Below are 12,265 nucleotides of genomic sequence, written 5' to 3' on the forward strand. Positions count from 1 at the left end.
GCTTAACCCTCGGTACCGTTTAAAACATTTCTCAGACCGAGTTCTGTTTGTAGCTGTCCTGCAGGCAGGTTCGATGGTGTGTCGATCAGCTCGACCAGATCGATGACATCCAGTATTAACTGCATTTCATGTGCCGCCTGTCCGATGTACCCGTCTGGGATATCTGCAAAGACTTGAATGGTCTGAAAGCGCTTGCCGTCTTCCAGTTTGGCGACCTGTTCGCCTTTCGGAAAGCCATCCGCTTTGTTGGCAGGAAGTGCCATCTTGGGATTGGCAAGCATGTAATGATCCCCGTGCTTGGTCTCCAGCGATACACCAAAGCCGACATGTGGATACTCCGCGCTAAGATACTGCAACCTATCGCTAAGCCCTTTGCGCATGACAAAGGCGGCATTGGCCTGAATATCAACAACTTTGGACGTAGCGTGCACGGTGAGGTCCTCGGCATTAGGTAGAGTGGGGTACCAGGTTGACCTCAAGTAAAGAAGAGGTCGGGGACTCATTAATATACATCCCAATGAGTCTGCCCCAGAACGGGGCCTAATTGAGACACAATTGAGAGTTGTTTAGGCCGGAAATGGGGCGCAATTATGGCGTAAGGAAAATGCTTTTGTTTCCACCGTTAAGGGAGCGTGAACGCCGCCACAAATCTGCGGAAACTTTTAGCTAGCCCCTCTTTTCGCGCGCGGAATTGCTGGAAACACAAGGAATTAAGGCAAATTCGGAAAGGGATTCGCCGTCGAGCAACGATTCGCTTGCTGCTGACTTGCACGATTTAAGGGCTGAAACGCGCTATGCGACTAAACGGGGTTTTCGGATCAGGTTGAGTTGCCTGGGTACAGGAATGTGTGAAGGATGGGAAAGGACATTGCTTCGGACCTCGAAGAAGCAGCAGATTCGCCCACAATCCTGCCGCAAAGGCTTGTGCGAGCACCCGTGGCGCCAAACAACCTTGCGATGAAAAAAATGCCGCCGTTTGATCTGCGACAAATTGCGCTTCCGTGTGGTCAGCTAGGTAATTTGCGAATCCACCACATGAGGCTCTCACATGACCAAGTTGTATCCCGCACTGGCAGCACTGCTTCTCTTCCCCGGTTTGGCGGGTGCAGAAGGCGATCCGGCCAAGGGCGAAAAAATGTATAACCGTTGCTCGGCGTGCCACGCTGTCATCAGCCCCGAAGGCGAGGTGCTGGTCAAAGGCGGCATCACCGGCCCGAACCTGTATGGTGTCGTTGGCCGCGTGGCTGGCACCGAAGGCGACTATCGCTATGGCAGCGAACGCCTGCCGGTCGGCATGTTTACCGATGACATGATCCGCGCGGGCGAAGAGGGTTTGGTTTGGACCATCGACAATCTGGTCGAATACACGAAAGATCCGATTGGCTTTATCCGCACCTTCCTGGACGATCCAAAAGCACGCCCGAACATGGCCGTGAAGCTGCGCAAGGGTGCCGAAGATATCGTCGCCTATGTTGCGACGTTCTCGGACGCGCCTGCGGAGTAATGTCGGGGCAGGGGCCGCCCTGCCTGCAGACCCTAAAACAACAAAAGGCCCCGCGAGGGGCCTTTGTCATTGGTCGGGCTGAGAGGATTCGAACCTCCGACCCCCTGCTCCCGAAGCAGGTGCGCTACCAGGCTGCGCTACAGCCCGACCGTGGCGCGTGAATTATACCTCGTTGGGCTGATTTGCAAGCGCGTTTTCCACACGGAAAGACCTTATCGCGGCTTCTTGTGAACTTAGGCCGATTGGGACAGAGTAAAGTGAAACAAAAAGGGGTAAGCCCTTGCAGGTCTACTATGCCATTGGTGGTGTCGGAATGTTCCTGGTCGGGATGGAGATCCTGACCAACGCACTGCGCGACGCCGCTGGATCGAATCTCCGCCGCATGTTGGGCCGCTTCACCACCACACCTCTGCGTGGCGTGCTGACCGGAGCGCTGGGCACCGCCGTCATCCAATCCTCAAGCGCGACCACGGTGTTGACCGTGGGGTTTGTTGGCGCTGGGCTGTTGTCGATGGTGCAGGCGCTGGGGATCATCTATGGCGCCAATATCGGTACGACGGCGACGGGATGGCTGGTGTCGCTGGTTGGGTTCAAGCTGGATCTGGACATTGCGGCGATGGCGCTGCTGTTGCCTGCCAGTCTTCTGGATCTGCTGGGCAAGTCGATGTGGAAGCGGATCGGGCGTGGGCTGGCGGGGCTGTGCCTGCTGATCATCGGGCTTGAGATGATGCAGACGGGCCTTGGCGGCTTCAAGGATTCGGTGACGCCCGACATCCTGCCCGGCAGCGGGATCGGAGGGCTTCTGTTTCTGGTTGGCGTCGGGCTGGCTATGACCATCGTCATGCAATCCTCAAGCGCTGCAATGGCCTTGGCGCTGGTGCTGCTGCAAGGCGGCGCGATCGAGCTGGTGCAGGCCGCAGCCCTTGTGATTGGTATGAATATCGGCACCACCTTCACAGCCATTCTGGCCTCGGTCGGGGGCTCGCTGCCGATGCGGCAGACGGCGATTGCCAACCTGATTTTCAACTGCGTGACGGCTGGGTTTGCTTTCCCGTTGCTTTTGCTGTTTTTGCCGATGCTCAGCGGGCTAGCGCACAGCTTTGACGACCTCACCGCGCTTCTGGTGTTCCACACCGGGTTCAACCTGATCGGCGCGGCGGCGTTCCTGCCCGTGACGCCCAAATTTGCGGCGATGGTGGCACGATTGGTGCCCGAGAAAGAGGAAGGCAAGCTGATCGCTCTGGATCGCAGCCTGCTGAAAGATACAGACGCGGCGCTGGTGGCCGCACAGGGCGCCAGTGAAAAGATTGCCAACAGGCTGTTTGACGCCTTGGGGCAGGCGATGAACACACCTCCGGATTATCGCGGTATCTCGGCCCTTGCCCCATGTCAGGACGCGATCGAGGAGCTGTCCGAATTTCTGTCGCATATCCATCCGGAGCGGGACAATCAGGTAGAGGAAGAGACCTACTCCGCACTGCTGCACCAGACAGATCACATGGCTCGCCTGATCAACCGGGCCAGCCGAACCACCCATGTAAGCGAACTGCTGGATGACCATGTCCTGCGCCGTCCGACCCTAGCGCTTGGGGCGACGTTGCGACGTTTCGCAGACGCCGCGTTCGACCCGCGCGAGGCCGCACGACTGACCCGCCTGCATGACATCGTCAAGCACCGCAAAAGCAAGCACCGTCGCGGTCTTTTGCTGGGCGAACATGCGGGGATATATGATCTTCAGGACGTGTTTGCGCATACCGATGCGATGCGCTGGTTGGACCGTAGTCTGCACCATGCCGAACGTGTCGCCCATTATCAGGCCATCGCGCGGCGGGGGTTCCCCTCGGCCCCGGAAAAGGCCGAAGGGAAAGAGATTTAGAGGCTGGCGTCCAGCGCGGCGATAACGGCATCGCCCATTTCGCTGGTCGAGACCGGCTTTACGCCTTCTTCGTTCAGCAGGTCGCCGGTGCGGACACCGTCAGCCAGAACTTTCTCGACAGCCGCTTCCAGACGATCGGCTTCTTCGCCCATGTCAAAGCTGTAGCGCAGGGCCATCGCGAAGCTGAGGATACAGGCGCAGGGGTTGGCTTTGCCTTCGCCAGCGATGTCCGGAGCCGAACCGTGGACGGGTTCGTACATGGCTTTCGGGCGGCCGTTCTCCATCGGAGCACCCAAGCTGGCCGAGGGCAGCATGCCCAGAGAGCCGGTCAGCATGGCAGCGCAATCCGACAGGATGTCGCCGAACAGGTTGTCGGTATAGATCACGTCAAACTGCTTGGGTGCGCGGACCAGCTGCATGGCGCCGTTGTCAGCGTACATGTGCGACAGCTCGACCTCGGGGTAATCCTTCGACACCTCGGTCACAACATCGCGCCACAGGATACCCGATTCCATCACGTTGGCTTTTTCCATCGAACACAGACGCTTGTCGCGCTTCATGGCCAGTTCGAAAGCAGCACGTGCGCCGCGTTCAATCTCAGCTTCGGTGTAGCGCTGGGTGTTCACGCCCACGCGCTGACCGTCGACTTCGGAGATGCCACGCGGCTCGCCGAAATACACGCCCGAGGTCAGCTCGCGCACGATCATGATGTCCAGACCCGACACGATGTTCTTTTTCAGGGACGAGAAGTCGGCCAGAGCGTCAAAGCACTGCGCGGGGCGCAGGTTGGCGAACAGGTCCATTTCCTTGCGCAGGCGCAGCAGGCCGCGCTCGGGCTTCACCGAGAAGTCCAGATCGTCATACTGCGGACCGCCTACGGCACCCAGCAGAACAGCGTCGACTTCCTGTGCTTTCGCCATGGTTTCGTCGGCCAGCGGCACGCCGTGTTTGTCATAAGCGGCACCGCCCACCAGATCCTCGCTGACATCAAATGTCACGCCGCGTTTCGCGCCGATCCAGTCGATCACCTTGCGCACTTCGGCCATCACTTCCTGACCAATGCCGTCGCCGGGCAGAATAAGCAGAGAGGGGTTCGTCATGGGGGCATTCCTTGCACTGAATTCGTCGCAGATGGGCCTAGCCTGACGCGGGCGCAGGGTCAAGAAAACAACGGCTCAAAACGCAATATCGACCCAGACAAGCCGGTGACGGGACGCGGTTTCGACCGTTTGCGCAAACGGATGGTCGGGTAGGGGCCAGATGACGCCGCTGTCTGTTACGCGCAGGCGGGCGTCGGGCAGCACATAGCTGACCCGCAGATTGCCCGGTTTTTGGTCCGGCCAGTCGGCGGTATCCAGCGCCGGGTCGGCGCGATGGTCTGTATCTGCGGCGGCTGCTCCCCCGGCGCTTTGCGGGCGGGGGTCTTGCAGCTGCGGGTGTCGAAGAAGCGTTTGGATCGCCTCGTGGCGCCCGTCTCCGTCCAGCGCGTCTAGGTTGGCGTTCCCGGCAATCACCACGGGGGCGTCTGGGGCCGGGAAGGGCAGGGCGCCGTTCAGATACTTGGCCCAGAAGGTGACCTCGTCATGGTTGCGGCGGCCATTGCGATCTTCGGGCCCGTCGAAAACGGGCGTGTTGGCGTGGAAGGTCAGAAGGTGAAACGGAGGGGTGTTTTCGGGGCGCAGCTCGATGTCCCAATGGGCCACGCTGCTGAGGCGTTGGACCGTCAGTGCTTCAGGTGTTGGGAAGGGTGTTTCATCCGGGCCGGGCAAAAACGCGCCGGGCAGGTCTGTCCACAGAAGGTCCGAGAAGTCGCGCACGTCCCCAATCGGCACCCGTGACAGTACCGCCATGCCGCCTTCGCCGGTGTAGCGGCCATAGCTTTGCATGTCCTCGGGCTCGGCCAGACGACCGTCGCCATCCACATCAAACCCGGTGTCGATCCCTGTATTTGGGGCGGCGGCGAAGCTGTGGGGCATCGGGTGGCCCGCAGACGTCAGAACATTCTGAAACGCGGCCAGCGCATGGCCTTCCAGATCGTAGTCAAATCCCTGAAGTGCCAGCACATCCGGCTTGGCCTGCGCAATCACCTGCGCCAGCGCCGCGATCTGGGGATCGTCCTTCAGGATGTCCCTTAAAAGCAGCCCCGGCCCCTTTTTGCGGATGTCGGCGTGATAGGTCGCGATGCGCAACACTTCGGCCACAGCAGTGCAGGGAGCAAGCGCCAGCCACAGCGCCAGAAGGGTTCGTTTCATGCGGTGACAGGTTGTCCGTTGCGGGCCGGAACCCCGTTCCTCTCGCGCACTGTGCTGACCATCCGGGCCACGCGCAGCATGGCAATTCCGCGCATGAACAGGCTGGCGGGCAGGAAGGCCCATGCGGCGACGGTCCAGATCAGCGTTTGGGTTTCGATGGTCTGGAATGCGCCAAACAGGGCGGCAGTTTCGACGACGATGATCGGCGTGACGAACGGCAGCAGGAATCCAAGGGCAATGTTCCAGCGCGCATCCCGCTTCAGGCGGCGTACGATATCGCCGCTGCGAGTGGGGCTGAAGGTGGGCAGATTGACCCACAGGTTGAAGTTTTCCGACCGGAAGAAGGGCCAGTTGCTGAGGCGCAGCGCGATCAGGAAGACCGCGATGGACACAAGCGAGATCAGATAGCTCATCCCTGCAAAGGCGCGCAGTTGGACCAGATCCGCGAACGAGGCATCCGCAGGCAAAAGCGAGACAACCGCGTGCACGGGGCTGTAGGGGAAATCAATCGCCTGCCCGATCAGGATGCCGATCGACGTCAGAAACTCGACCGCGATAGACGGGTCGGTCTGCGAGCGGGCGATGATCGACAGGCACAGGATCGAAGCAAACAGCGACAGAAAGCGGATGCGGTTGAAAGGAGGGGCGTTCCGAAATTCAACGATGCTGGGGTAGGGTGTGGCGTATTCGAACATGGTCAGGGCGGCGGCAGCCAAAGCCAATATGGCCACAACTTGCCCACCTTCGGCGCTTACTCCTGGGACCAGGACCGAAGGTGTTGCGACCAAAATCACCATAAGACTGGCGCGCACGATGGCACCAAGCAGTCGTCTAACCATGCCTCTTCCTCCGCTATACGGACGGTGCGGTACATGCCGCATCCTTGTTCCGCTGCTTGTCCCCTCGCCAGGGTCAAACCAGGGTGGTTTCGTCAAGACTGCGCGGGAAGTGCACGGGGCCGCAAGGCTTTGCGTACAATTCGAGGGAGTTTCGCCCCAAAAAGGCCACAAATGATGCTGGAATGCACCAGATTGGCACAAAAAAAGGGCCAATCGCGCGGATTGGCCCTTACTTTTAGTTGATTGGCGACAATCAGACCCAGGGACGGGCCGCCGATGCCTTGGCTTCGAAAGCGTCGATCGAGGCTTTCTTTTCCATGGTCAGACCGATGTCATCCAGACCTTCCAGCAGGCAGTGTTTCTTGAACGCATCCACTTCAAACGCGATGGTTTCGCCGTCCGAGGTGGTGATTTCCTGCGCTTCCAGATCCACGGTCATGCGGGCGTTGGCGCCCTTTTCCGCGTCGGCCATCAGCACATCAACTTGTTCCTGCGGCAAGACGATCGGCAGGATGCCGTTCTTGAAGCAGTTGTTAAAGAAGATGTCTGCAAAGCTGGTCGACACCACGCATTTGATGCCGAAGTCAGCAATTGCCCACGGGGCGTGCTCGCGCGAGGAACCACAGCCGAAGTTGTCGCCAGCGATCAGGATCTCGGCATTGCGGTACTGCGGTTTGTTCAGCACGAAATCTTCGATTTCGGTGCCGTCGCGGTTGTAGCGCATCTCGTCAAACAGGTTCTTGCCGAACCCGGTGCGGGCGATCGACTTCAGGAACACTTTCGGGATGATCATATCCGTGTCGATGTTCACCAGCGGCATGGGGGCCGCGATACCTTGGAGTTTTTCAAACTTTTCCATTTTGCGGTCCTCTTAGATCAAGTCACGAACGTCGGTCAGCTTACCGGTCAGCGCGGCAGCGGCGGCCATTGCGGGCGACACCAGGTGGGTGCGGCCCTTATAGCCCTGACGACCTTCGAAGTTGCGGTTCGAGGTCGAGGCGCAGCGCTCGTTCTCGGACAGCTGGTCGGGGTTCATCGCCAGACACATCGAACACCCTGCCAGACGCCATTCAAAACCGGCGTCTTCAAAGATCTCGGCCAGGCCTTCTTCTTCTGCCTGTGCGCGGACCAGACCCGAACCGGGAACGATCATGGCGCGCATGCCGTCTTTGATCTTCTTGCCTTTGACCACATCGGCCACGGCGCGAAGGTCTTCGATACGACCGTTGGTGCACGATCCGATAAACACGGTGTCGATTTCGATGTCGGTCAGTTTCTGGCCCGGGGTCAGACCCATATAGTCGATCGAGCGTGCAGCTGCGTCGACCTTACCGCCTTCAAAATCCGATGGGCTGGGAACAACGCCCGAAATCGGCAGAACGTCCTCGGGCGAGGTGCCCCAGGTCACAACCGGCTCGATTTCTTCGCCTTTCAGCGTGACGACCTTGTCGAAATGCGCGCCTTCGTCGGTGAAGAGCGTCTTCCAGTACTCCAGAGCCTGCTCGAACTGTGCGCCTTTCGGGGCGTGCGGGCGGCCTTTGACGTATTCAAAGGTGGTCTCGTCCGGCGCAATCAGACCCGCGCGGGCGCCGCCTTCGATGGCCATGTTACAGACGGTCATGCGGCCTTCCATCGACAGATCGCGGATCGCTTCACCGCAATATTCGATGACATAGCCGGTGCCGCCGCCGGTGCCGGTCTCGCCAATCACGGCCAGCGTGATGTCCTTGGCGGTCACGCCCGGCTTCAGCTTGCCGGTGATCTCGACCTTCATGTTCTTGGACTTTTTCTGGATCAGCGTCTGGGTGGCCAGAACGTGTTCCACTTCCGAGGTGCCGATGCCGTGGGCCAGTGCGCCAAACGCACCGTGGGTCGCAGTGTGGCTGTCGCCGCAGACAACGGTCATGCCGGGCAGGGTCCAGCCCTGTTCCGGGCCAACGATGTGCACGATGCCCTGACGGACGTCCGAAACCGGATAGTAGTGCACGCCAAACTCCTTGGCGTTCTTGTCCAGAGCAGCCACCTGAATGCGGCTTTCTTCGGTCATCTGCGCCGGGTCTTCACGGCCCGCAGTGGTCGGCACGTTGTGGTCCGGCACGGCGATGGTTTTGTCCGGTGCGTGCACCTTGCGGCCGGCCATGCGCAGGCCTTCAAACGCCTGCGGGCTGGTCACTTCGTGCACCAGATGGCGGTCGATATACAGCAGGCAGGTGCCGTCTTCAGCTTCGTGGGCTACGTGGGCATCCCAGATTTTATCATAGAGTGTCTTCGGGGCGGTCATGTCGCTCTCCGTGGATGGTCAAAGGTGTGATGTGTGACAGGGATCATCGGCCCGATTACAGGCGATGAGCAGCCACCCGTGCGGGTGGCAACAGCTTATAGTCGGGCGAGCACAGCGTTCTGGGCGCCGTAAAAGCGCCACGGCAAGAACGCGTGGTCATCCATGTCAAAAATCCGAGTCATGGCGCTGAGATAACCGTTCCCGCCCTTCAGGGCAAGGGGCGAGGCTCTGGACCTTCCGCATGGGACCATGCCATGCTGCCAAAAAAGGAGAGGGAATGGAGCAGGATCCCACAGCAGAGGTCAAACCAGAGACGCCCGCAGAACCCGCGGACGCGGTTGGGCCGTCCCTGACCGAACAGCTTTGGGCGCTGTGGGAAGACGGCGGCGACTTCGTGATCAGCCTTGGCCAGACATGGCGCTTGTATCAGGTTCTGATCATGTTGGGGCTGGCGGCGACGGCCTATATCATCTCTCGGCTTCTGCTTCCCAAGGTCGAAACATGGCTACGCGCCCGCGAAGGGTGGTCCAAACGCAAGCTGCGCTTTGCCATCCACCTGCGTAATCGCATCGCGATGATGGCCTATATCGTGCTGTCATGGGGCACCGTGTCCGTGATGCGCGAGGTCACATGGCCGTCGCGCAGTTACCTGATTGCGCTTGTGGCAACGATGGTCACCGCGTGGCTGCTGGTTGGCCTTGCCGCCTTTGTCATTGAAAACCGCGTGATACGGCGCATCGCCATGTGGGGCATGTGGGTCTATGTGACGCTCTATTTCCTTGGCATCACCGAAGAAACCGCCAGCGTTCTGGACAACCTCGCACTTGAAGTCGGGGACTTCCGCATTTCGCTTTGGACGATCCTGCGTGTGGCGGTCATCCTTGGCATCCTCTTTGCGTTGGCGCGGATGCTCAGCCGCGGGTCTGCCGCGCGCATTCAGGAAAATGACGACATCTCGCCCTCGATGAAGGTGCTGGCGGTCAAGTTCCTGCAGATGGGGCTTTATGGCGCCGCGTTCTTCATCGCGCTGAAAGCAGTGGGCGTAGATCTGACCGGGCTTGCCTTCCTGTCCGGTGCCATTGGTCTGGGCCTTGGTTTTGGTCTGCAAAAGGTCGTGTCGAACCTTGTGTCCGGGGTGATCATCCTGCTGGACAAGTCGATCAAGCCCGGCGACGTGATCAGCCTTGGCGACACGTTCGGTTGGATCGAGCAACTGGGCGCGCGCTATGTCTCGGTCGTCACGCGCGACGGTCGTGAATACCTGATTCCGAACGAAGACCTGATCACCGGGCAGGTGGTGAACTGGTCGCACACCAATGCCTTCGTGCGCTTGGATATCTTCTTTGGTACGGCCTATGGCGACGATCCCCATGAGGTCCGCCGTATCGCGATTGAGGCCGCCCGCAGCGTGGACCGCGTGCTGAGCTTCCGACCTCCGGTCTGTCATATTGTGGGCTTTGGCGACAGTTCAGTCGACTATATCCTGCGCTTCTGGATCGACGATCCATCCGGCGGGCTGACCAACATTCGTGGCAATGTCTATCTGGCGCTGTGGGATGCGTTCCACGAGTACGGCATCTCGATCCCGTTCCCGCAGCGCGAGGTGCGGATGCTCGAGGATGCAGGCCCTAAAATCGATCCGTGACCTGTTTACACACCCTTCACGTCTCCTTGAAACACTGTGGATTGAGCTTATCTGCTCGCGGTGTTACGATTCTTCTATGCCCAGCACCGGGGCGGAACGGTGTGTAATGTTAGGAGGACAATGTCCTGTCTTTGCAAACAGAGGCTGCATCAGGCGCAGCCGCAGGGGATCCCGAAATGACGGCTAACCCCGGAAAAACCGCCAGCGAGCAGATGCTGGCCCTTGTCCTGAAGTCCCTTGAAGATGACAAAGCCGAAGGCGTTGTGGTGATCAGCCTCAACGGCAAGTCGCAGATGGCCGACAACATGGTCGTGTGCTCGGGCCGTTCGACACGTCAGGTGGCCGCCATTTCCGAAAAGCTGACTGATAAGCTGAAAAAGGAAATGGGCGTCTTCTCGAAACTTGAAGGTAAGGGTCAGGGCGACTGGGTTCTGATCGACGCGGGCGACGTGATCGTCCACGTGTTCCGACCGGAAGTGCGCGAGTTCTATCAACTGGAAAAGATGTGGATGGAACCCGGCGCAGCAGACGCCACGACCTGATCAAGGGGGCGATATTATGCGCGTGCATGTCTGCGCGGTCGGACGGCTGCGCAAATCGCCCGAGCTTGAGCTGATCGACGACTATGCCACCCGGTTCGATCGGACCGGGCGGGCACTGGGCCTCGGACCCCTTTCAATCCACGAAGTCGAAGACAAGAAGGGCGGCGGCATGTCTGCCGAAGCGCCCCTGTTGGAACGTGCCATTCCCAAAGGTGCGCTGATCTGCACCATGGATGAGCGCGGCAAGGTCATGTCCTCGCCCGATTTCGCCAAACTTCTGGGTCGTTGGCGGGACGAAGGGCGTCAGGATGTCGCCTTTGTCATCGGTGGGGCGGACGGCATCGACCCATCCCTGCGCGCCAAAGCGGATGCCAGCCTGTCTTTCGGCAAAATGGTCTGGCCCCACATGCTGGTCCGCGTGATGCTGTCTGAACAGCTCTATCGCGCGGCAAGCATTCTGGCGGGCAGCCCGTATCATCGGGTTTGATCTGGTCCGAAATCCCATAAAATGCGCTGAGGGCATCGCCTGTCCGCGGGCGGAAGCGAAGCGCCCGCCCGTTTTGCCAAAGGCAAACCTATGGTTTGACGGGGCGGACGGGCGCTGCCCGGCGGTGCCGCCGGGCGGTCTGTCATCTGTCCTCCGCTCTTCTATTGCAATCACCTTCCAGTGATCCCGCACCCGCGCCCTTGAACCTTCGGCCAATGCCCCGCACCTTCCTTACAAAGAAGGACCGCGCCCATGCCCCGTTTGCCTGAAAAGCCCGACAGCGATTTCGACGCCCAGACCCGCGCCGCATTTGACCAGATGGCCGCCTATGGCGCGTTCGAGAACTGGTCTCGGGTCGCCGCCCATAACCCGCCCGTGCTGGAACAGGTGGGGGCGATGTTGACCGCGTTGCGCGATGGCACGACCTTGCCTGCGCGTCTGTCCGAGCTGGCGATGGTCACCGTGTCCAAGATCAACGCCTGCGACTATTGCACCACGAACCACGGCCCCAAGCTGCAAGTCACCGGCCTGAGCGCCGAGGGGATCGAGCGACTGCCCGACGTCGAAAACCATCCCGAGCTGACCGCGCTTGAACGCCATGTGGTCCTCTATGCCGAAGCGGTCACCACCCGCCATGGAAAGATGCGGGACGCCGAGGTCGAGGCCCTCCGCGCCCATCTGTCCGACGCTCAGATGGTCGAGCTGACATGGCGCATTGCCCTGACCGGCGCCTTCAACCGGTTCAACGACGCACTGCAGATCGCGCCCGAGCAACGCCGGGCCGCGCCTCAACCGTTGCACCTGCCCCCATGACCCCATAGATAGAAGGCGAGCAGACA

At 60.1% G+C, this 12,265-nt stretch carries 12 protein-coding genes and 1 tRNA gene; 6 read left to right on the forward strand and 7 right to left on the reverse strand.

Annotated elements, in window-relative coordinates:
* Positions 1-2: 2 nt before the first annotated feature.
* Positions 3-431: a hypothetical protein gene (locus Q0677_RS02930; protein WP_298905628.1), complete on the reverse strand. Its 429-nt coding sequence runs from the start codon at positions 429-431 to the stop codon at positions 3-5.
* A gap of 617 nt (positions 432-1,048) precedes the next feature.
* On the opposite strand from Q0677_RS02930, the gene Q0677_RS02935 reads away from it, so the two are divergent.
* A complete protein-coding gene (locus tag Q0677_RS02935) occupies positions 1,049-1,504 on the forward strand; it encodes a cytochrome C (protein ID WP_298905629.1) in 456 nt (151 codons plus the stop codon).
* A 70-nt stretch (positions 1,505-1,574) separates the two neighbouring features.
* On the opposite strand, the gene Q0677_RS02940 is transcribed toward Q0677_RS02935, so the two are convergent.
* Positions 1,575-1,651: transfer RNA gene (locus tag Q0677_RS02940), tRNA-Pro, on the reverse strand.
* A 133-nt stretch (positions 1,652-1,784) separates the two neighbouring features.
* On the opposite strand from Q0677_RS02940, the gene Q0677_RS02945 reads away from it, so the two are divergent.
* Positions 1,785-3,380 (forward strand): Na/Pi symporter, encoded by a 1,596-nt coding sequence (locus Q0677_RS02945; protein ID WP_298905630.1) that lies wholly within the window; start codon positions 1,785-1,787, stop codon positions 3,378-3,380.
* Here the strand turns inward: Q0677_RS02945 and leuB are convergent.
* The 5 genes from leuB to leuC all read right to left on the reverse strand — a co-directional run bounded on the left by leuB (position 3,377) and on the right by leuC (position 8,752).
* Positions 3,377-4,480: a 3-isopropylmalate dehydrogenase gene (gene leuB, locus Q0677_RS02950; RefSeq protein WP_298905631.1), complete on the reverse strand. Its 1,104-nt coding sequence runs from the start codon at positions 4,478-4,480 to the stop codon at positions 3,377-3,379. The genes Q0677_RS02945 and leuB overlap by 4 nt on opposite strands.
* A gap of 75 nt (positions 4,481-4,555) precedes the next feature.
* Entirely contained in the window at positions 4,556-5,632 is a 1,077-nt protein-coding gene (locus Q0677_RS02955; RefSeq protein ID WP_298905632.1) for an endonuclease/exonuclease/phosphatase family protein, read from the reverse strand.
* Positions 5,629-6,471 carry a hypothetical protein gene (locus Q0677_RS02960; RefSeq protein WP_298905633.1) on the reverse strand — a complete coding sequence of 281 codons (843 nt, stop codon included), beginning with the start codon at positions 6,469-6,471 and terminating at the stop codon, positions 5,629-5,631. Before Q0677_RS02960 ends, Q0677_RS02955 begins: the two co-directional genes overlap by 4 nt.
* A gap of 253 nt (positions 6,472-6,724) precedes the next feature.
* Complete coding sequence (leuD, locus tag Q0677_RS02965) at positions 6,725-7,330, reverse strand: 3-isopropylmalate dehydratase small subunit (RefSeq protein WP_298905634.1); 606 nt, start codon at positions 7,328-7,330, stop codon at positions 6,725-6,727.
* Between the two features lie 12 nt (positions 7,331-7,342).
* Positions 7,343-8,752 carry a 3-isopropylmalate dehydratase large subunit gene (gene leuC / locus Q0677_RS02970; protein WP_298905635.1) on the reverse strand — a complete coding sequence of 470 codons (1,410 nt, stop codon included), beginning with the start codon at positions 8,750-8,752 and terminating at the stop codon, positions 7,343-7,345.
* A 439-nt stretch (positions 8,753-9,191) separates the two neighbouring features.
* Between leuC and Q0677_RS02975 the strand changes: the two genes are divergently transcribed.
* The 4 genes from Q0677_RS02975 (at position 9,192) to Q0677_RS02990 (ending at position 12,239) form a co-directional block, all read left to right on the forward strand.
* Positions 9,192-10,397, forward strand: coding sequence for a mechanosensitive ion channel domain-containing protein (locus tag Q0677_RS02975; RefSeq protein WP_298905802.1), 1,206 nt, complete (start codon positions 9,192-9,194; stop codon positions 10,395-10,397).
* A gap of 176 nt (positions 10,398-10,573) precedes the next feature.
* Positions 10,574-10,939: a ribosome silencing factor gene (rsfS, locus tag Q0677_RS02980; RefSeq protein WP_298905636.1), complete on the forward strand. Its 366-nt coding sequence runs from the start codon at positions 10,574-10,576 to the stop codon at positions 10,937-10,939.
* A 16-nt stretch (positions 10,940-10,955) separates the two neighbouring features.
* The gene (gene rlmH / locus Q0677_RS02985) at positions 10,956-11,426 is read left to right on the forward strand and encodes a 23S rRNA (pseudouridine(1915)-N(3))-methyltransferase RlmH (protein ID WP_282181864.1); all 471 of its coding nucleotides are present in this window, start codon (positions 10,956-10,958) and stop codon (positions 11,424-11,426) included.
* Between the two features lie 252 nt (positions 11,427-11,678).
* Positions 11,679-12,239: a carboxymuconolactone decarboxylase family protein gene (locus Q0677_RS02990; RefSeq protein WP_298905637.1), complete on the forward strand. Its 561-nt coding sequence runs from the start codon at positions 11,679-11,681 to the stop codon at positions 12,237-12,239.
* Positions 12,240-12,265 lie beyond the last annotated feature (26 nt).

This window comes from uncultured Aliiroseovarius sp. (assembly GCF_947492455.1).
In the GTDB taxonomy this organism is placed as follows: domain Bacteria; phylum Pseudomonadota; class Alphaproteobacteria; order Rhodobacterales; family Rhodobacteraceae; genus Aliiroseovarius.

Bases quoted from the DNA above. Each gene is read 5' to 3' on its own strand.
- Q0677_RS02960 (WP_298905633.1), bottom strand. From the start codon at position 6,471: ATGGTTAGACGACTGCTTGGTGCCATCGTGCGCGCCAGTCTTATGGTG.
- Q0677_RS02935 (WP_298905629.1), top strand. From the start codon at position 1,049: ATGACCAAGTTGTATCCCGCACTGGCAGCACTGCTTCTCTTCCCCGGT.
- leuC (WP_298905635.1), bottom strand. From the start codon at position 8,752: ATGACCGCCCCGAAGACACTCTATGATAAAATCTGGGATGCCCACGTA.
- Q0677_RS02955 (WP_298905632.1), bottom strand. From the start codon at position 5,632: ATGAAACGAACCCTTCTGGCGCTGTGGCTGGCGCTTGCTCCCTGCACT.
- leuD (WP_298905634.1), bottom strand. From the start codon at position 7,330: ATGGAAAAGTTTGAAAAACTCCAAGGTATCGCGGCCCCCATGCCGCTG.
- Q0677_RS02990 (WP_298905637.1), top strand. From the start codon at position 11,679: ATGCCCCGTTTGCCTGAAAAGCCCGACAGCGATTTCGACGCCCAGACC.
- rlmH (WP_282181864.1), top strand. From the start codon at position 10,956: ATGCGCGTGCATGTCTGCGCGGTCGGACGGCTGCGCAAATCGCCCGAG.
- leuB (WP_298905631.1), bottom strand. From the start codon at position 4,480: ATGACGAACCCCTCTCTGCTTATTCTGCCCGGCGACGGCATTGGTCAG.
- Q0677_RS02975 (WP_298905802.1), top strand. From the start codon at position 9,192: ATGTTGGGGCTGGCGGCGACGGCCTATATCATCTCTCGGCTTCTGCTT.
- rsfS (WP_298905636.1), top strand. From the start codon at position 10,574: ATGACGGCTAACCCCGGAAAAACCGCCAGCGAGCAGATGCTGGCCCTT.